The organism is Macellibacteroides sp. (assembly GCF_050251695.1).
Lineage (GTDB): Bacteria > Bacteroidota > Bacteroidia > Bacteroidales > Tannerellaceae > Macellibacteroides > Macellibacteroides fermentans.
This window is the reverse complement of sequence record NZ_JBFWMI010000027.1, coordinates 4,999-24,493: the sequence shown is the minus strand read 5'-3', so window position 1 is coordinate 24,493 and position 19,495 is coordinate 4,999. Positions and strand designations below refer to the sequence as shown.

At 39.3% G+C, this 19,495-nt stretch carries 18 protein-coding genes and 1 pseudogene; 9 read left to right on the top strand and 10 right to left on the bottom strand.

The genetic code is table 11. The features are described 5' to 3' along the window. Position 1: 1 nt before the first annotated feature. Entirely contained in the window at positions 2 to 760 is a 759-nt protein-coding gene (gene truA / locus AB7E53_RS06030) for a tRNA pseudouridine(38-40) synthase TruA (RefSeq protein WP_068180896.1), read from the bottom strand. Positions 761 to 887: 127 nt separating this feature from the next. Next, complete coding sequence (locus AB7E53_RS06025) at positions 888 to 3,383, bottom strand: DUF4982 domain-containing protein (RefSeq protein ID WP_446774723.1); 2,496 nt, start codon at positions 3,381 to 3,383, stop codon at positions 888 to 890. A 94-nt stretch (positions 3,384 to 3,477) separates the two neighbouring features. On the opposite strand from AB7E53_RS06025, the gene AB7E53_RS06020 reads away from it, so the two are divergent. Beyond that, on the top strand, positions 3,478 to 4,791 hold the full coding sequence (locus AB7E53_RS06020; protein WP_446774721.1) for an anaerobic C4-dicarboxylate transporter family protein: 1,314 nt from the start codon (positions 3,478 to 3,480) through the stop codon (positions 4,789 to 4,791). On the opposite strand, the gene AB7E53_RS06015 is transcribed toward AB7E53_RS06020, so the two are convergent. After that, the gene (locus tag AB7E53_RS06015; RefSeq protein ID WP_068180888.1) at positions 4,788 to 5,435 is read right to left on the bottom strand and encodes a DUF5715 family protein; all 648 of its coding nucleotides are present in this window, start codon (positions 5,433 to 5,435) and stop codon (positions 4,788 to 4,790) included. The genes AB7E53_RS06020 and AB7E53_RS06015 overlap by 4 nt on opposite strands. A 230-nt stretch (positions 5,436 to 5,665) precedes the next feature. Here AB7E53_RS06015 and AB7E53_RS06010 point away from each other — a divergent pair, with 230 nt between their 5' ends. Genes AB7E53_RS06010 through AB7E53_RS05995 form a run of 4 tightly spaced genes read left to right on the top strand, consistent with a single transcriptional unit; the run spans position 5,666 to position 9,110 of the window. Continuing rightward, on the top strand, positions 5,666 to 6,661 hold the full coding sequence (locus tag AB7E53_RS06010; protein ID WP_079683527.1) for a PhoH family protein: 996 nt from the start codon (positions 5,666 to 5,668) through the stop codon (positions 6,659 to 6,661). A 4-nt stretch (positions 6,662 to 6,665) separates the two neighbouring features. After that, positions 6,666 to 7,613, top strand: a complete 948-nt coding sequence (locus AB7E53_RS06005; protein ID WP_079683526.1) for a phosphoribosylaminoimidazolesuccinocarboxamide synthase — start codon at positions 6,666 to 6,668, stop codon at positions 7,611 to 7,613. Then, a complete protein-coding gene (gene ubiE / locus AB7E53_RS06000) occupies positions 7,613 to 8,350 on the top strand; it encodes a bifunctional demethylmenaquinone methyltransferase/2-methoxy-6-polyprenyl-1,4-benzoquinol methylase UbiE (protein ID WP_446774719.1) in 738 nt (245 codons plus the stop codon). The genes AB7E53_RS06005 and ubiE overlap by 1 nt, the downstream gene beginning before the upstream one ends. Positions 8,351 to 8,366: 16 nt before the next feature. After that, positions 8,367 to 9,110: a shikimate dehydrogenase family protein gene (locus AB7E53_RS05995; RefSeq protein ID WP_079683524.1), complete on the top strand. Its 744-nt coding sequence runs from the start codon at positions 8,367 to 8,369 to the stop codon at positions 9,108 to 9,110. A gap of 6 nt (positions 9,111 to 9,116) precedes the next feature. Here AB7E53_RS05995 and AB7E53_RS05990 read toward each other — a convergent pair whose 3' ends face one another. The 4 genes from AB7E53_RS05990 to mutY form a co-directional block, all read right to left on the bottom strand. Continuing rightward, positions 9,117 to 9,737, bottom strand: coding sequence for a 4'-phosphopantetheinyl transferase family protein (locus AB7E53_RS05990; protein ID WP_179398632.1), 621 nt, complete (start codon positions 9,735 to 9,737; stop codon positions 9,117 to 9,119). Positions 9,738 to 9,774: 37 nt separating this feature from the next. Continuing rightward, complete coding sequence (gldE, locus tag AB7E53_RS05985; protein WP_446774717.1) at positions 9,775 to 11,091, bottom strand: gliding motility-associated protein GldE; 1,317 nt, start codon at positions 11,089 to 11,091, stop codon at positions 9,775 to 9,777. An 82-nt stretch (positions 11,092 to 11,173) separates the two neighbouring features. Further along, positions 11,174 to 11,653 carry a single-stranded DNA-binding protein gene (locus AB7E53_RS05980; protein WP_446774715.1) on the bottom strand — a complete coding sequence of 160 codons (480 nt, stop codon included), beginning with the start codon at positions 11,651 to 11,653 and terminating at the stop codon, positions 11,174 to 11,176. A 44-nt stretch (positions 11,654 to 11,697) separates the two neighbouring features. Further along, positions 11,698 to 12,783 carry an A/G-specific adenine glycosylase gene (gene mutY / locus AB7E53_RS05975; protein WP_446774713.1) on the bottom strand — a complete coding sequence of 362 codons (1,086 nt, stop codon included), beginning with the start codon at positions 12,781 to 12,783 and terminating at the stop codon, positions 11,698 to 11,700. Between the two features lie 187 nt (positions 12,784 to 12,970). Between mutY and AB7E53_RS05970 the strand changes: the two genes are divergently transcribed. The 3 genes from AB7E53_RS05970 (at position 12,971) to dnaK (ending at position 17,175) form a co-directional block, all read left to right on the top strand. Then, positions 12,971 to 13,243: an HU family DNA-binding protein gene (locus tag AB7E53_RS05970; protein ID WP_068180855.1), complete on the top strand. Its 273-nt coding sequence runs from the start codon at positions 12,971 to 12,973 to the stop codon at positions 13,241 to 13,243. A gap of 228 nt (positions 13,244 to 13,471) precedes the next feature. Beyond that, complete coding sequence (locus AB7E53_RS05965; protein ID WP_079683519.1) at positions 13,472 to 15,043, top strand: Rne/Rng family ribonuclease; 1,572 nt, start codon at positions 13,472 to 13,474, stop codon at positions 15,041 to 15,043. A 215-nt stretch (positions 15,044 to 15,258) separates the two neighbouring features. Continuing rightward, entirely contained in the window at positions 15,259 to 17,175 is a 1,917-nt protein-coding gene (dnaK, locus tag AB7E53_RS05960) for a molecular chaperone DnaK (RefSeq protein ID WP_068180847.1), read from the top strand. Positions 17,176 to 17,250: 75 nt separating this feature from the next. On the opposite strand, the gene AB7E53_RS05955 is transcribed toward dnaK, so the two are convergent. Genes AB7E53_RS05955 through AB7E53_RS05945 form a run of 3 tightly spaced genes read right to left on the bottom strand, consistent with a single transcriptional unit; the run spans position 17,251 to position 18,910 of the window. Continuing rightward, positions 17,251 to 18,036 carry an amidohydrolase gene (locus AB7E53_RS05955; protein WP_179398636.1) on the bottom strand — a complete coding sequence of 262 codons (786 nt, stop codon included), beginning with the start codon at positions 18,034 to 18,036 and terminating at the stop codon, positions 17,251 to 17,253. 42 nt (positions 18,037 to 18,078) lie between these two features. Next, the gene (locus tag AB7E53_RS05950) at positions 18,079 to 18,621 is read right to left on the bottom strand and encodes a 1-acyl-sn-glycerol-3-phosphate acyltransferase (RefSeq protein WP_179398637.1); all 543 of its coding nucleotides are present in this window, start codon (positions 18,619 to 18,621) and stop codon (positions 18,079 to 18,081) included. Next, positions 18,602 to 18,910 carry a hypothetical protein gene (locus AB7E53_RS05945; protein ID WP_179398638.1) on the bottom strand — a complete coding sequence of 103 codons (309 nt, stop codon included), beginning with the start codon at positions 18,908 to 18,910 and terminating at the stop codon, positions 18,602 to 18,604. Before AB7E53_RS05945 ends, AB7E53_RS05950 begins: the two co-directional genes overlap by 20 nt. Positions 18,911 to 19,054: 144 nt before the next feature. Here AB7E53_RS05945 and AB7E53_RS05940 point away from each other — a divergent pair. Beyond that, a pseudogene (locus AB7E53_RS05940) lies at positions 19,055 to 19,495 on the top strand (glycosyl transferase); the annotation flags it as partial.

Genomic DNA, 19,495 nt, shown 5'->3' with positions numbered 1-19,495 from the left:
CTTAGTTGTTTTTAATAAATAGTTCCTCCGGGTAGGTAACGTTCACCAAAAAAAGGGCATGTCCCGGTGCGGATGTCCCGGCTTTACAGCGGTCTTGTTGTTCAATTACATCCCGAAATCCCTGGATAGATAATTTGCCGCGTCCTACCTCAAGGAGCGTGCCTACAATTGCCCTTACCATGTTACGCAGAAAACGATCTGCCTGAATGGTGAATATCCAAACATCGCCATCCTGCTTCCATTCGGCTTGCATAATCTTGCAATTGTTTGTTTTCACATCGGTATGTAATTTGCTGAAACTGGTGAAATCTGTATACTTGAATAATTCCTTACAGGCCTCATTCATTTTTGCAAAATCGGGCTGCACCGGTAGTTTATATACAGTTTCGTGATTAAAGGGGTCTTTCTTATCGGTGATATAATAATTGTAGGTACGTGATGTGGCCGAAAAACGGGCATGTGCATCAGATACTACAGGAACAATATTGTATACGGCAATGTCTTTGGGCAACAGACGGTTCAATTTGCCGGCTAAATGAGAAAGATCAGTTATTTCTGTTTCCCAATCAAAATGGGCTACCATCAAACGGGCATGCACACCGGCATCTGTTCTTCCGGCACCTACCACAGGAACCGGTTTTCGAAGCAATATACCAAGTGCTTCTTCGAGACATTGTTGTACCGTTACTCCATTGGGTTGCACCTGCCATCCACAGTAATTCTTTCCGTTGTAACCTAAATAAATAAAATACCGATTCACGATTGATTGTCTGTTTATTTAAACGATGGTGCAAAGGTAGCAATTTCTTTTCCAAAAATAAGAAGGAGAGAATACCGTGTTACCGATACCCTCTCCTTTTCATATATGCTTTAGCAGAAACGTGTGACTATTTTGTTACAATTTTCAGCTTTGCTCCTTTCAGTCCCTTCGTGGTTGCTTCAAAGGTAATCTCTCCTGCTTTATCGCCGGATTGAACGATGGCAGTAAGCTGGCCGCTGAACAGCTTCATACGTGGATGATGGAACAACTCCAGACTTACACTGTTTCCGTTGGCTGCAGCACGATAAGATCCTGCTCCTTTCACTTTAAATTCAATCTGATTGGTGGCATCCGGAATCAGGTTACCATCCTTATCGACCACTCTCACATTGATGAATGACAAGTCTTTTCCATTGGCCGACAATTCGCTGCGATCGGCCGACAGTTCAATACGATGAGGCTTTCCAGCAGTACGAATTTCCTTTTCGGCAACAGCTTTTCCGTTTTCATCGTATGCAACAACTTTTACCGTACCGGGTTCGTACTTCGTATCCATCCACATCAGACGATAGCGTTGCTGACGCTCGAATGCTTCCTGCGATTCTTTACTACCGGTGTTGTGTACTGTTTTGGTAAGATCTTTGGTGCGTTTACCCTGACTCTTTCCATTGATGAACACCTCTGCAGAAGGATAGTTGGTATAAACGAAAATTGGCGTTACTTCTCCTTCACGTCCTTTCCAGTTCCAGTGAGGCAGGATATGCAACGTTTCTTCTTTAGAATTCCAATGACTGCGGTACAGGTAGTAACGGTCTTTTGGAATACCGGCAAGGTCTATAATACCAAATAAGCTGCTGTGACTTGGCCAGTTGGTATAATAAGGTGTTGGCTCACCCAAATAGTCGAAACCTGTCCACACAAATTCGCCAATGGCGTAAGGCAGGTCTTCGTGCTGGATAAAGTCGTCTTCCGGCAGGTTAGACCATCCGCAATGTTCAACATCGTAAGAAGAACTCTGGTGGTCGTCGTATGTCTTCATGGAGGCTCTTACTACCGGGAATTTATATACACCGCGTGAGCTAACAGTTGATGCGGTTTCGCTTCCCAATACTATCTGTTGCGGCAGTTTTTTATAAGCTTCCTGGTACATATGAGGACGGTAGTTAAATCCGGCCACTTCCATTACTGCTGCAAAGTTATTGTTAAGTACATGTTGCGGCTGATCCATCCCCTGAGTAACTGGACGTGTGGGATCTTCGCGGTGACAGATATCCTGAAGGAAACGGCCTATTTTAGAGCCGCCTTCAATTCCTTGCTCCGGTACTTCGTTTCCGATACACCACATAACCAGACTGGCGCTGTTGCGATAGTTATGCAGCAGATTCACCATATCTTTTTCGGCCCATTCATCAAACAGATGATTGTAACCGTTCTTTACCTTGGGGTGTTTCCATTCGTCGAATGATTCGGCCATCACCATCATCCCCATCTCATCGCAGGCACGTACCAATTCGGGGGCAGGCATATTATGTGATGTACGGATCGCGTTACATCCCATATCTTTAAGAATACGGATTTGTCTGCGAATTGCGGCATCGTTTACGGCAGCTCCTAACGGTCCGAGATCGTGATGATTACAAACACCTTTAAATACAGTTCGCTTGCCATTCAGGAAAAACCCTTTGTCGGGGATTACCTCAATAGATCTGATTCCAAAAGTAGTTGTATATACATCTTTCTCAATATTCCCCTGATACAGCTTGGATTCGGCAGTGTATAAAACCGGATTTTCTGTATCCCAGCATACTGGGTTTTCAACAAACAGTTCCTGGGTAAAAAGATCTTGGTCGTAAGACGAAAGAACTTTTTCCTGAGATGCGACTGTTCGTCCCTGCTCATCTTTCAATGCTGTTACCAGTCTGTATTGATCAGGTGCCGAGGCAGACGGACGGACTAGTTTTGTCTTCACATTTACCTTCGCAAATTCTTTTGTAATAACTGGCGTAGTAATCTGCGTACCCCAGATAGGAATGTGGGCATCTTCTGTTACTATAACATGTACATTCCGGTAAATACCGGCTCCGGGATACCAACGTGAAGACTCAGGATAGTTTTCCAAACGAACGGCTATCGTATTTTTTTCTCCCGGTTTGAGGAATTCTGTTATATCAAAATGGAATGAATTATAGCCGTAAGGCCAGTAGCCTACCTTCTTTCCATTTATATAGACATTCGCATGGCTCATAGCTCCATCAAAAAGTATGGAAGCTTTTTTTCCTTTTGTAAACTGAGGAAGTTGAAAAGAAGTACGGTACCAGCCAACACCAACAAATGGAAGTCCGCCTGTACGGCCGGCATGTTCTAAGGCTTCCTTTTGACCATCCTGGGTTATGGCTACCTCTTGTTTATCATTTTGTGAACTGAAAGGACCGTAAATCGCCCAATCGTGAGGCACTGTAACAGTCTGCCACTTACTATCATCAAATTCGGGATTGATTGCCCCGGAATTATCTTCTCTGGTAAATTTCCAGTTCTTTTCAAGAAGAATTTCGGTCCGTACCTGTGCCATAGTTGCCGACAGAATACATAACCAACAAAATAATGCCAGATTAATTTTTCTCATGCTTGATACTGATTGTTTAAATATTAGTTTCTTGTTTCGCAACAAAAATAGCTAAATTTGCACCTTTAAACAAATTCATATAACAAAAAACACCATGTTTATCCAACTTGCTTTCGTTTTAACAGCTATAATACTAGGTGCAAGGCTCGGAGGTATCGGTCTTGGAATTCTGGGAGGACTCGGATTAGCGGTTCTTACTTTCGGATTCGGACTTGCCCCCACCTCACCCCCTATCGATGTGATGCTTATGATTGTTGCCGTTATTGCGGCGGCAGGTTGCATGCAGGCTGCCGGAGGACTTGATCTGATGGTAAAGCTTGCCGAAAAACTACTTCGGAAAAATCCTGCACAGATAACGATATTAAGTCCTATCGTAACCTATCTTTTTACATTCATTGCCGGCACCGGCCATGTGGCCTACTCGGTTTTGCCAGTGATCGCAGAAGTAGCGACTGAAACAAAAATACGTCCTGAACGTCCTCTCGGTATAGCAGTTATTGCATCACAACAGGCAATTACTGCAAGTCCGATATCTGCAGCCACCGTTGCCCTGCTAAGTATGTTATCTGGTTTTGATATTTCCTTATTTGACATACTGAAGATAACGGTGCCATGTACATTGGCTGGAATTCTTATTGGCGCTTTTTTTTCACTTCGCGTTGGGAAAGAGTTAATGGATGATCCTGAATTCAAAAGAAGAGTAAGTTTAGGCGAATTTGACGAGCGCAAACTTGAGTTGACTGATGTAAAAAACAGAACAAAAGCGGCTATCTCTGTTGGCATCTTTATTTTCTCAACCCTTTGTATCGTCCTTTTCGGATCATTTGAAAGTCTGCGACCCACATTCACCACCAATGGAGAAAGCATAACCCTGGGAATGAGTGCTATTATCGAAATCTGTATGCTATCTGCCGCCGCTCTAATTCTTCTGACTACTAAAACCGATGGGGTTAAAGCAGCCCAAGGATCTGTTTTTATGGCTGGTATGCAAGCTGTAGTAGCTATTTTCGGTATTGCCTGGATGGGAGATACCTTTATTGCAGGAAATATGGCTGAATTAAGAGGTGCGATTGAGGGTGTTGTTACTCAAATGCCTTGGTTGTTCGGTTTTGCTTTGTTTATAATGTCCATCTTGCTTTACAGTCAGGCCGCAACCATCAGAGCCCTGCTTCCATTAGGTATAGCTTTGGGAATTTCGCCCTATATGCTTATTGCCTTATTTCCTGCAGTAAACGGATATTTCTTTGTACCCAATTACCCAACTGTTGTCGCAGCTATTAATTTTGATCGTACAGGTACCACACGTATTGGCAAATACGTACTAAACCACTCATTTATGATGCCGGGACTAATTGCCACAGGTGTGGCTGTTGGATTGGGATTACTGATGATTCAGCTATTTAATTAACGGGCTGTAATGTGAAAACAACCTTGCTTACGCTCGTGTTTAACATAACAACGATCCGCCTTTTGCAAATCCCTTAAAACCATAGCTAAAACCATTTTAAGATCTTCTTTCGGTATTGAGAGCGTATCTGTTTCGTCTATTTTGACAAAACGGTTCCACGAAACATCGAAAGTAGTTCCGTATTGGTGAGCCGAATTTAGCGAAGAGTTTAAATTCCTTTTTCTAAGCTTTTTAATATCATCAACTGTACGAGTAATACTGGTTACCTTTATTTTATAAATTGAGGCATTATGATTAGTCAGTGAGTCCTGAAAATTACGTCCTATTTCCTCCAGAAGTTCGGCTGCCTCCGGGACAAGAAAAGGAATTGAGTGTGTGAGCTCTTCCACTTCGTAATAATCGTTGGTGGTTATTTCTTCCATTTTGCGTGAAGCATGTTCAGCTTCTTCTCTGGAAGAAACCGGCTCTATTCCTATTTTTAATGCAGAAGAAAGATGAAGATCGTTTAAATCATTAAAATCCCGGTTATAGCTTCCTTTAAACCAAATGCGTTTTAATTCGCCGCGTTTTTCGTTGCATGAATAGAAGATAGTTGTAAAAGAGATTGTTAAAAGCAATAGCAGAAGCTTATTATTTATTTTCATACTTATTATTTATATTACAGAAAAGGAGCTTGTTAAATGGAAAAGTTTTTGGCCTTCGGACAATTAACGCTCGTTTCATTTTTTAGTTTTTCAATGCAAATATAATAAAAACTAAAATTAATAAAAGGACCATAATATAAAAAGCAAATAAAAAGCGCGGATACAACAACTGATTGAGATTATTATTACTTTTGTAATTCCAAAAAACAGAAGATTAGAATAAACACTGAATGATTGAACGCATATATATTCTTGAGAGTGTAGATCCGGTCATTTTTTACGGAGTAAACAACTCAAACATGCAGCTGATTAAAACGCTGTTCCCCAAATTACGCATAGTTGCACGCGGAAATGTTATGAAAGTAATCGGAGACGAAGACGAATCCGAACTCTTCCTCAAGAAGATACGCGAAGTGGAAAAATACTGTGAAGAATATAATTCGTTGACTGAAGATATTATTCTTGATATCATTAAGGGCAATACACCTCCGGTCGTAAAGCAGGAGAACCTGATTATTCATGGGATGAATGGAAAGGCCATTGTTGCCCGCACCCCCAATCAACAACTTCTGGTGGAGGCTTTTCAAGAAAACGATCTTGTTTTCGCAACCGGACCTGCAGGCTCCGGCAAAACCTTCGTTGCAATTGCTCTTGCAGTCAAGGCTCTAAAAAACAAAGAGGTAAAAAAGATTATATTAAGCCGACCGGCTGTTGAGGCTGGAGAAAAGCTTGGATTCCTTCCCGGCGAGATGAAAGATAAATTGGATCCATATCTGCAACCTTTATATGATGCGCTTCAGGAAATGATTCCGGGGGCCAAGTTAAAGGAATATATGGAAAACAATATTATTCAGATTGCTCCTTTGGCATACATGCGCGGACGCACGCTCAATGATGCTGTAATTATTCTGGATGAAGCTCAAAACACAACAACTCACCAGATAAAAATGTTTCTTACAAGGCTAGGCATAAATGCCAAGATGATAGTTACCGGAGATATTACGCAGATTGACCTGCCTCCTACTGCTACGTCTGGTCTTATACAAGCTATGAAAATCTTGAAAGGTGTTTCAGGTATTGGCAAAATTGAATTTAATAAAAAAGATATAGTAAGGCATAAACTCGTAAAACGGATTGTGGAGGCTTACGAAAAACACGATGCGAAACGAGCTGCCGAACGTGAAGAAAAAAGGCAATTTATAAACGAAGATTCTCAAAATAAATAAGGTTATGAAGAAGGCGTTAGTTAGAACAGATTTCAATTTCCCAGGACAGAAGAGTGTATATCATGGTAAAGTTCGTGATGTGTATAACATCAATGACGATTTGCTGGTAATGGTGGCAACCGACCGTATCTCGGCATTTGATGTGGTTTTACCGGAAGGTATTCCTTACAAAGGACAAGTATTAAACCAGATTGCTTCCAAATTTCTGGATGCCACACAAGACATTGTTCCGAACTGGAAACAGGCAACACCAGATCCAATGGTAACCGTAGGCCTCATGTGTGAAGGATTCCGTGTAGAAATGGTGATACGTGGATACCTTACAGGTAGTGCATGGAGAGAATATAAAGCTGGCGCCCGTACGTTGTGTGGTGTAGCTTTACCAGAAGGCATGAAAGAAAATCAAAAATTCCCAACTCCGATTATTACTCCAACAACGAAAGCAGATGAAGGACATGATGAGAATATTTCGAGAGAAGAAATTATAGAACAAGGTCTTGTATCGAAAGAAGATTATGAGATGCTTGAAAAGTACACAATGGCTTTGTTCTTGCGTGGAACTGAAATGGCAGCAGAAAAAGGCCTTATCCTGGTTGACACAAAATATGAGTTTGGTAAAAAAGACGGTAAGATCTATCTGATTGACGAAATCCACACTCCGGACTCATCACGCTATTTTTATGCAGAAGGTTACGAAGAACGTTTCGAAAAAGGTGAAGAACAAAAGCAACTTTCAAAAGAATTTGTTCGTCAGTGGTTAATCGCAAACGGCTTCCAAGGTAAAACCGGTCAGCAAGTTCCTTTGATGACTCCCGAATATTGCGATAGCGTATCGGAGCGTTATATTGAACTTTATGAAAATATTGTTGGCGAAAAATTTCAGAAAGCGGATACTGATAATCTGGTAAGCCGTATTGAAAAGAATGTTATGTCATATCTTCAGTCGAAATAATGGAATACGGTCCAGAAAAAATATTACCGTATAACAACGACGAACAAAAAAGTACACAGGTCCGGCGAATGTTTGATTCAATCGCCGGCACCTATGACTTGCTTAACCATGCATTGTCATTTGGTATCGATAAAGGTTGGCGAAAAAAAGGGATTAGTTTTCTAAAACCATATGCCCCGATGGTAGTTCTGGATATAGCTACCGGAACAGGAGATCTGGCTATTTCGATTTATAAAATGTTAGCTCCAAACAAAATTATCGGAGCCGATATTTCGGAAGGGATGATGGATGTAGGAAGAAAGAAAGTAGCTGATTTAGGATTGTCGTCCACTATCCTTTTTGAACAACAGGATTGTTTGAATCTCTCCTATGAAGAAAATTCGTTCGATGCAATTACTGCAGCATTTGGTGTTCGTAATTTTGAAAATATTGAAAAAGGCATTTCGGAAATGTACAGAGTTCTTCGTCCCGGAGGTCATGTTATGATATTGGAGCTTTCAACTCCTGCGCATTTTCCCATGAAACAACTTTACAAAATTTACTCAAACACAGTTATTCCATTTATAGGTCGTTTTCTTTCAAAAGAAAAAACAGCTTATCACTATCTGCCTGCATCAATAAAAGTCGTTCCTCAAGGTAAGGATATGACAGCCATTCTGACTAAATGTGGTTTTAAAGAGGCTAAATTCTGTACATTTACGTTTGGAATTTGTTCTATGTATACAGGAATCAAATAATATCATTATATCTCTTATGCAAAAATACGGTTTAATAGGCTACCCTCTCAGCCATTCATTTTCTAAAGCTTACTTTAATCAAAAGTTTGAAATTGAAAAGATTGATGCTGAATATGTTAACTTTGAGATTCCAAATATCAAAGAATTTAAAAATGTTATAAAGGAAAACCCTGATTTGTGCGGTCTAAACGTTACTTTACCCTATAAAACGCAAATAATACCACTATTGGATGACATCGACGAAGATGCCAGACTCATTGGTGCTGTTAATGTGATAAAATTCAGTAAAGGTTTTTTTGGCAAAACCAAACTAAAGGGATACAATTCGGATATTATAGGATTCAAGAAGTCGATTGAGCCTTTATTGAATGACACCCATCGTAAGGCTTTGATCTTAGGAACCGGGGGTGCTTCGAAAGCCGTTTTCCAGGGGTTAAAACAAATGGGGGTCGGAGCCACATTCGTATCCAGGAAACCTCAGGATTTCTGTATTACCTATAACGAGATAACTCCCAAAACCATGGAAAAGTACACCGTAATTATCAATACGACTCCTGTTGGAATGTTTCCGAATATAAATGAATGTCCTGATATTCCATACGATTTAGTAACTCCCAATCATTTGCTTTACGATTTGCTATACAATCCCGACGAAACTCTTTTTATGAAAAAAGGTAAAGAACAGGGAGCTGTAGTAAAAAACGGTTTAGAGATGTTACTACTTCAGGCCTTTGCTGCCTGGGAGATATGGCAAAAATAAATTAAACTACTCGCTTCGGGTCAACACAAATTCTTGTGTAACAAAAAAATGAATTTTAAATGATTCATTTTTTTTTGTGCGCCTTTCTGTTGCTAAAAATACTCCTTCATTCGAATATTGGAACGGATGAATTTGAAGATGTTCCTTAAAATCCACATCCGATTGCCCTATCATCTTGAAAAGTGTTTCTTTAGCGCTCCAATAAACAAGTAAATGTTCTGTTTCATAATGCGCATCAATTTGAGAGTCTTCGGAAGCCGACATAAAACGGGTACGGATCTTTTTAACCCGATCTGACATATATTCAATATCTATACCTGCAGCAGGGTTATCAGACAAAATCACTGCAGCAAACCCTTTTGTATGAGAGATACTAATCCTTTTGGATAAGCCAACCAAGAACGGAGCTCCGGCATCGGTATAGGAAATATCAGGTTCAAATCCAAGCAATCGTTTAACAAGAACTCTTGAGGCCAACCATTCGCGCTTTCTAGCTTCAGTCATCGTATCTGTAACAAATGAATAATAGGGTTGCTTATTTTCCAATAACTTCAACAACTCATCTGAAGATTCTTCAATCTTCCATATTCCCCAAAGAGGCAAGCTATGTTCTACAAGCAACGGCATTTTTTATTCATTTAAATTTTATGAACGAAAAGCTATTCTATTCCGTCAACAGGGTATATTTCACTTTTAAAATTCGACGATTATCAGCCTCCAATACCTGAAAACGGTATTGTTTATAGTCGATAATCTCTCTTCGCTCCGGCAGGTCACCTTTTATTTCGAGAAGTAATCCGGCTAAGGTTTCAACTTCTTCGGTAAGAGAACCAAATTCATCCTCATTTACATTCACCACCCTGAAAAAATCAGACAATTGAATTTTAGCCTCAAAAATATAACTGCCGTCCGATAACAATGAATACTGTTTTTCTTCCTCATCGTATTCGTCAGATATATCACCGACAATCTCTTCAAGAATATCTTCCATTGTTACCAAACCGGAAGTTCCCCCAAACTCATCAACAACAATGGCCATGTGAATTTTATTGGTACGGAACTCCTCCAGTAAATCATCTATTTTTTTTGTTTCAGGCACAAAATAAGCGGGGCGAATAAGGCTTTGCCAACGAAAAGCAGCTGGTTTATCCAGGTAAGGCAAAAGATCTTTTATGTATAGAATTCCCCTTATATTATCTTCTGTTCCAGAAAAAACCGGAATGCGGGAATAGCCGGTTTTAATAATTGAATCTATTACAAAACGAAAATCCGCTTTAATCTCTATGTCCTCCATATCAAGCCTTGAGGTCATAATCTCTTTGGCAGTTTTGCTATAAAACTTTATTATATCGGCAAGCATCTCTTTTTCTTCTGGTATTTCACTCGAAGTTAACTCCAATGCCATAGATAAATCATCAACAGAAAGCTCGTTTCTCTTCTTTGCCAACATCTTATTAATCATATCTGTTGAAGATACAAGTATTTTAGCAACAGGCCGGATTACTTTTACTGCAGCACTCAATGCCGGAGCAGATTTTCTTACAAACCGTAACGAATTCTTTGATGCGTATATTCGAGGTATAATTTCGCCGAAAAGCAGGAGTAAAAAAGTAATTACTGCGATCTGAACGACTATCGACCCTCCAGAAATATATGGCAAAGCAAAAATAGAATTCAGTCCATATGCACAAAGCATTACAACAGTTACGTTTACAAGGTTGTTCAGGACTAAAATCGTCGCTAACAAATAGGCCGGATTCTTAAGAAAATATTGGATCGTATTATCTGATGAATGCTCTCCTTTGCGTATTGTATTTAATTCATCCTGTTCCAAAGAAAAAAAAGCAATCTCCGAAGCAGATATAAAAGCAGATATAAACAAAAGAAATAATGCCAATACTAAAGCTACAACAGGCCCTGTAGCAAGGGTATGCATACCTATTTCATTAAAAAATTCCGATAAAAAATAATCAGAGTCCAAGTGGATATATTTTAGTTAAACAATAAAGGCAGTTTCAAAAGTTTACAATGTTTTAAAACTGCCTTACAAAAATACGATATTATTAGAATGGTAAATCATCCTCACTATTATTTCCTTCCAGAGAAGGATTCTGTTGAGCCATTGGTTGCGAATATGCAGTTGATGGTTGATTCTGCATTGGCTGCTGAGCAGTTGTAGCTGCCGGCTGAGTAGCACTTTCGGCAGGACGACCCGAGCTAAAAAACTCTACTCTGTCCGCATGAATCTCTGTCAGATATCGTTTTATTCCATTTTGATCATCATATGTACGGGTACGTATCTTCCCTTCAACATACACCATTGACCCCTTCTTCACCCACTTTTCAACAAACTGGACCTGATCTCTACGAACCACAATATTATGCCACTCTGTACGCTCCGGTACAACCGTTCCGTTTGACAAAGTGTATCCTCTTTCTGATGTAGCCATCGGAAAATTGGCAACTGCACTACCGCTATCAAAATATCTTACATCCGGATCCTTACCAACGTTTCCGATTAATATTACTTTATTCAAAGACATAAGCTTCTATTTATTAATTAGTACACAAAGAAAATAATTTTTGCTCAATTAGCAAAGCTTTCAGCCAGTTTATCAAAATAAATATGAGTCAATCTTGAAATTGCATAATTATCCAATTCTGATGAATTTATTTCGATAAACTTATCCAATGTCGAATCTTTGTTTGAGATTCGGACTTTATAAAAATTGGCATAAATAACCTGATGCGATAATACGTGTTTTTTTTCATTTAACATTAACGTTATATCAAGAGGCGTTTGAAAACCAAATATGGCTTTAAAGTCTGGCAAATTACTTAATTCAGTAAAATTGACAGATTGTCCGGTTTCAATCAAGGGAAACTCATATAATCCTTTCCATATATCACTTTTATCACGTCTGCTTAAGAATGTCCGATCGTTCCATTCAATATGAAAATAGTTAAAGTAACGATTTCTGCTTTTCGTTTTATGCTGTTTAACGGGATAATCCAGTACATTTCCTCCAGCAAAGGCAAGACATTTATGCTGAAATGGGCACGACGTACAGGATGGAGCCTGAGGGGTACAAACCAATGCACCAAAATCCATCACCGCCTGGTTGTGCATCGACGCGTTAGATGGATTAATCAACATATTTGCCAATTCATAGAATTCTTTCTTTCCCTTGCCGGTATCAATTGGAGTATCTAAAGCAAATAGCCTTGAGAAAACCCTGTAAACATTTCCATCAACAACCGGATATGGCATATTCCAGGCAAAAGAGGCAATAGCAGCTGCGGTATACTCTCCAATACCTTTGAGGGACAAGATTGTCTCATAGGATGAGGGGAAAATCCCACCACAGTGTAACATAATATATTGGGCACTGGCATGCAAATTACGTGCTCTGCTGTAATAACCGAGTCCTTGCCAATACTTCAGAACCTCTTCCTCGGAAGCTGCAGCTAAAGCATCAACAGTTGGAAAACGGTCAATAAACCTATAATAGTAATCTAATCCCTGAACAACCCGGGTCTGCTGGAGAATAATTTCTGAGATCCAGATTTTATATGGATCCGTTGTTTGTCGCCAGGGCAAATCTCTTTGGTTTTCTTTATACCAATCTACAAGCATCGTGCTTATTTCTATATCTTTATCAGTTTGTTTCATACAATAAATTCAATATGTAAACCCTTCCAATTTATCAATGGGCAACGCAAACTTACAGATATAAAATGGATTGCGATAAATCTTTTTTCTAAAAAATAGAGATACAATGCTTTTTAGGTTCAATAAAAAGCTATATATTTGCATTCCAAAAAATTAATAGGTCAAAACATTTAATTAATTTATAGACATGACTAAAGCGGATATTGTTAGCGAGATTTCTAAAAATACCGGTATTGACAAAGCAACGGTATTAGCAAGCGTTGAATCTTTTATGGATATCGTAAAGAATTCTCTATCACAAGGAGACAATGTATACTTAAGAGGATTTGGAAGTTTCGTAATCAAGAAAAGAGCTCAAAAAACAGCTCGTAATATTTCCAAAAACACGACAATCATTATTCCGGAACATAATATTCCGTCGTTTAAACCAGCAAAAACATTCCTGAACGAAGTTAAGTAAAAAAATAATTATTATACGTTTAATTAAAATTTAAAAGCGATGCCAAGCGGAAAGAAAAGAAAGAGACATAAGATGTCTACGCACAAGCGCAAAAAGAGACTGAAAAAGAATAGACATAAGAAAAAATAAGTCTAGGTAAAGTAACTCTAAAGAACAAACTTAATTGTGACCTTTTAAGTTTGTTCTTTGCGTATTTAAGAAGGTCTAATTAAAAAAATCCTCTTTATTGTGATTAGTGAATTAGTAGTAGATGTACAGCCAAAAGAGGTATCAATAGCCATACTGGAGGATAAGAATCTGGTTGAGCTTCAGAAAGAAGCCAGAAACTTATCGTATGCAGTAGGTGATATCTATCTGGGAAAAGTAAAGAAGCTTATGCCCGGGCTGAATGCTGCATTCATTGATGTAGGGTATAAAAAGGATGCATTTCTTCACTATCTGGACTTAGGTCCAAATTTTAACACCCAACAAAAATTTCTTAAGCAAGCTTTAAGCGACCAAAAGAAATTACCGGTCTTTTCAAAAATACAGATTCTTCCGGAGATTGAAAAAGAAGGAAGTATCAGTGATGTGTTGAAAGTTGGACAGGAGGTGTTAGTTCAAATTGCAAAAGAACCGATATCAACAAAAGGGCCACGTCTTACATCCGAACTGTCTTTTGCAGGAAGATATATAGTACTGATCCCATTTTCTGATAAGGTTTCCGTTTCACAAAAAATAAAATCAAGCGAAGAAAGAGCTCGTTTACGTCAGCTTATCCAAAGCATTAAGCCTAAAAACTTTAGTGTAATTGTTCGTACTTCTTCGGAAGGAAAACGCGTAGCCGAACTTGATCATGAGTTAAAGACATTATTGAAACGATGGGAAGATAATATTGTAAAAGTACCTAAAGCTAAAGCTCCTTCTATTGTTTACGAAGAAACAGGAAGAACAGTAGCGCTACTTCGTGATATATTCAATCCATCATTTCAACACATTTATGTAAATGATACGGACTTTTATAATAGTGTAAAAGATTATGTTAGTTTAATTGCTCCGGGAAGATCTGATATCGTACAGTTATATACGGGCGAGCTTCCCATTTTTGATAATTTTGCAATAACCAAACAGATCAAATCGCTATTTGGACGTACTGTTACATATAAAAGTGGAGCGTACCTTATTATTGAGCATACCGAAGCGATGCACGTTATTGACGTAAATAGCGGCAATCGATCCAAGGGAAGCGATGCACAGGAAAAAACAGCTATTGATGTTAATATTTCTGCCGCAGATGAAATAGCCCGCCAACTTCGCCTCCGCGATATGGGCGGAATCATTGTAATCGACTTCATAGACATGACAGAATCTGCCAACAGGCAAAAGCTGTTCGAACATATGAACAAGGCAATGTCTAGCGATCGTGCAAAACACAATATACTGCCCTTAAGTAAATTCGGTCTTATGCAAATAACCCGTCAGCGGGTCCGTCCGGCTATGGACGTTGAAACAACAGAGTCGTGTCCAACGTGTTTTGGAACAGGCACAGTAAAACCTTCCATTTTATTTACGGAAAGTCTGGAAGGAAAAATAGATTGTTTGGTAAACAAACACAATGTGAAGAAATTTGTTCTGCACGTACATCCCTATGTTGCAGCATTTATTAACAAGGGAATATTCCCTTTAAGTTGGAGGTGGAAAATGAAGTACACCTATGGTCTTAAAGTCATTCCAAATCAAAGCCTCGCTTTTATGGAATACAAATTTATCGATCCGGATAAAAACGAATTGGATATGCTAGAAGAAAAAGAGATCAAATAACGATAAGACCCTCTGTGGAAGTTGCCACAGAGGGTCTTTCTTTTAATAATAGGCAGAAAACAAAGCTGACTAAATGACATAAGTTCTGACAGATTCTTATTAGGTTTTGTAAAAGTTTAGATTTTGGCATAGCATTTGTTATTGAATAGTTGTTCCATCCTCCTACAAGATGGTGGATAGATAAAGAATAAACAATTAATAATAAAATAAGAATCATGGGAAAGATTATTGGTATTGACTTAGGAACAACCAACTCATGTGTTGCCGTTCTTGAAGGTAACGAACCGGTTGTTATTACTAACAGCGAAGGTAAAAGAACTACACCTTCAATTGTTGCATTTGTAGAAGGTGGCGAACGTAAGGTGGGTGATCCAGCAAAACGTCAGGCCATTACAAACTCTGAAAAGACAATATTCTCAATTAAGCGTTTCATGGGAGAAACGTTTGATCAGGTACAGAAAGAAATCTCACGCGTTTCATATAAAGTTGTACGTGGCGATAACAACACTCCCCGTGTTGATATAGACGGTCGTCTGTATACTCCACAGGAGATTTCGGCTATGGTACTTCAAAAAATGAAGAAAACTGCCGAAGATTACCTTGGACAAGAGGTAACAGATGCCGTTATTACAGTTCCTGCCTACTTCAGCGAGTCTCAACGTCAGGCGACTAAAGAAGCAGGAGAGATTGCAGGACTTAATGTTCGTCGTATCGTAAACGAACCAACTGCAGCATCTTTGGCATATGGTCTGGATAAGACATCTAAGGATATGAAAATTGCAGTGTTTGACCTTGGTGGAGGAACATTTGATATTTCCATTCTGGAACTTGGAGACGGTGTATTTGAAGTAAAATCTACTAATGGTGATACACACCTTGGAGGAGATGATTTCGACCATGTTATTATCGATTGGCTGGCTCAGGAATTTATTAATGAAGAAGGCATCGATCTTCGTAAAGACCCAATGGCTTTACAAAGATTGAAAGAAGCTGCCGAAAAAGCTAAAATTGAGCTTTCAAGCACAACCAGCACCGAAATTAATTTGCCTTACATTATGCCGGTAAACGGTGTGCCAAAACACTTGGTAAAAACATTGAGCCGTGCTAAATTTGAACAATTGGCAGATAAACTGATCCAGGCATGTGTTGAACCTTGTCGTAAAGCATTAAGTGATGCCAACTTATCAACTTCAGATATTGATGAGGTAATTTTGGTAGGTGGATCAACCCGTATTCCTGCTATTCAGGCAATTGTTGAGAAGTTCTTTGGCAAAGCTCCCTCAAAAGGAGTTAACCCGGATGAAGTAGTTGCTGTAGGTGCTGCAATTCAAGGTGGTGTTCTTTCAGGAGAAGTGAAAGATATTCTTTTGCTTGATGTTACTCCTCTTTCTTTAGGTATCGAAACAATGGGTGGTGTTATGACGAAATTAATTGAGGCAAACACTACAATTCCAACAAAGAAATCGGAAACATTTACAACAGCAGTAGACAATCAGCCTTCGGTTGAAATCCATGTTCTTCAAGGAGAACGCTCGTTAGCGAAAGATAATAAATCTATCGGTAAATTCAATCTGGACGGTATCCCGGCTGCTCAACGTGGTGTTCCACAGATTGAAGTAACATTTGACATCGACGCAAACGGTATTTTGAATGTTTCGGCTAAAGACAAAGCTACAGGCAAGGCGCAGAGTATCCGCATCGAAGCTTCAAGTGGCCTGAACGATGACGAAATCAAACGTATGAAAGATGAAGCCGCTGCAAATGCAGAAGCTGATAAGAAAGAAAAAGAACGTATCGACAAACTGAATCATGCAGACAGTTTGATTTTCAATACTGAGAAGCAGCTGAAAGAGTTTGGAGATAAGCTTCCAGCCGATAAGAAAGGTCCGATCGAAGCAGCTCTTGCTAAATTGAAAGAGGCCCACAAAGCTCAGGACTTAGCTGCAATTGATTCTGCCACAACAGAATTAAACAATGTATTCCAGGCTGCCAGTCAAGAGATGTACAATGCTCAGAATGCACAGCAAGGCGGTGCACAACCGGGACCTGACTTCAATCAGCAAGCCGGCGGAAGCCAAAGCAACAAACAAGACGGAGGTGTAACTGATGTCGACTTTGAAGAAGTGAAGTAATCAGATATTACGATAATAAAAGGCGCTCTAACATATTAGAGCGCCTTTTATATTTTCTTCCGGATGGTTAATCTTTCAGGGAAGTATTGTAAAAGTGTCTGCGTCTTTCCATGCGGGAAATTTTGTACGCAGTTCTGTAACTTCATCCATCGACAGGGTTACAGTGCGGGTAACCTCTTCCCGTTTACCGGCATCGGCTATTTTTTTGCCTTTGGGTGAGATAATAAGGGAGTCGCCCCGATAAGTAAATCCTTTTCCATCTATACCAACGCGGTTTACACCGCAAACATAGGCCATATTTTCGATGGCTCTTGCCTGCAACAATAGCTTCCAGACCTTCTTACGGGCTTCGGGCCAGTTAGCACAATATACAAGCAAATCATACTCATTATTCACATTACGGCTCCATACCGGGAAACGTAAATCATAGCAAACCAGAAGACAGATATTCCATCCCTTATAAGAAACAATCAATCGCTTGTTACCTGGTGTAAAATGGAGATCCTCCTGTCCCATTTGAAACAGATGTCTTTTATCGTAAAAACTGGCTTCACCCTCGGGGGTAATAAAAAAGGCGCGGTTATAAAACTTTCCGTTTTCCTTAGCTATAAAACTTCCTGCAATTGCCATCTGATAGTTGGATGCCCACTTTTTCACCGTGACAACAGTAACACCATCTGCATCATCAGCCAATTCTTCCACGTTCATAGAGAAACCCGTAGTAAAGGTCTCCGGTAAAACAGCTAAATCTGTTTTGCCGCTAATACGGCGCAGCAACTCTCCATAGTACCCAAGGTTTTCGTTCAAATCCTCCCAAATAATATGGGTTTGAATCATACTTACTCGTAAATTTTCTGCCATATCGGTAATAATTAATTTAAGGTTAACAAGCTAACGTATCTTTTATTCAACGAAATTCTCAGCATTTTTGCCTTGAACACCTTTATAATAAGAACGTATGGTTTCAATATCTTTTTCAAAATCACCTGTAGGGTAAAAAATAGCTTTCACCCCAGCCTCTTTCTTCCCATAGTCAAGATAAGCTAATACAATGGGAACATTTGCTTTCAGAGCTATAAAATAAAATCCCTTTTTCCATTCTGTAACCTTTTTACGGGTTCCTTCGGGCGTTATTCCCAAATGAAAAGAATCCCGTTTTGCAAACTCCTCCACCATCTGATCAGTTACAGAAGTTCGCTTGTCACGGTCGACCGGCACACCGCCCAACCAACTGAAAAACAAATTAAAAGGGAAAAAAAACCAATCTTTTTTAATCAGGAAGCCTGCGTCACGGTCAAGAGCCGAATAAAACAGCTTACCTACTATAAAATCCCAATTACTGGTATGAGGAGCTACGCACACTACGCATTTGGGAACATCCTCACCAACCGGTCCCAGCTTCCAACCCGCTAAATTAAGCAGAAATTTACTTAGTAAGACTCTCATTTACTTTTTTGCTCAGTTCTGCAATTTCTGTACCGATACTATTAATTTCCGCCTGCAAATCTGCGATCAGCTTTGAATAATACTCCTTAACCCGTTTTTTATTCTCTTTGGCATCCGGACGATTTGCTCTTTTTGCAAATTCATCCTGCATATCGAGGATCCTAGTCATCAACACCTCTGCCTTATCCTGGTCTGTAGCAGGGATAAACAACTTGCATATCAACACTTCTGTAAATAAATCACCGGCTATATAACCAATGTTTTTCTTTAATAATCTTTTACTTGCCATATCTGGAAAACTTTTAAATGATAAAAATCAATTATTCAATGACAAAGCTACAAAAACCTTGTTAATAATAATTCAATATGAAGAGAAAATCTCAAAATACATTATCTTTGCGTTTACAATATAACAGATTACAAAAAATCTTACATGAGTACACCTACAACTACGCCAACCTATTTATTTGAAAGCAGCTGGGAAGTCTGCAACAAAGTTGGCGGAATATATACCGTTTTATCCACTAAAGCATTTAGCCTCAAAAAAATCTTCGACGACAAAGCCATATTTATCGGTCCCGATATATGGGAACAAGAACCGGCTGTCGATTTCATTGAAGATAAGAACCTTTTTGCCGAATGGAAAGAATATGCCCTGACGAACGAGCAACTCAAAGTCAGAATCGGAAGATGGAATGTCCCGGGCAATCCTCCTGTAATTTTAGTAGACTTCAAGCCATTTTTTGGCGATAAAGATTCTCTGTTTTTCTCCATGTGGGAATCGTTCAACGTAAATTCATTGAATGCCTACGGAGACTACGACGAATCCTGCATATTTGCCTATGCCGTAGGAAAAGTTATAGAGAGCTTCTAC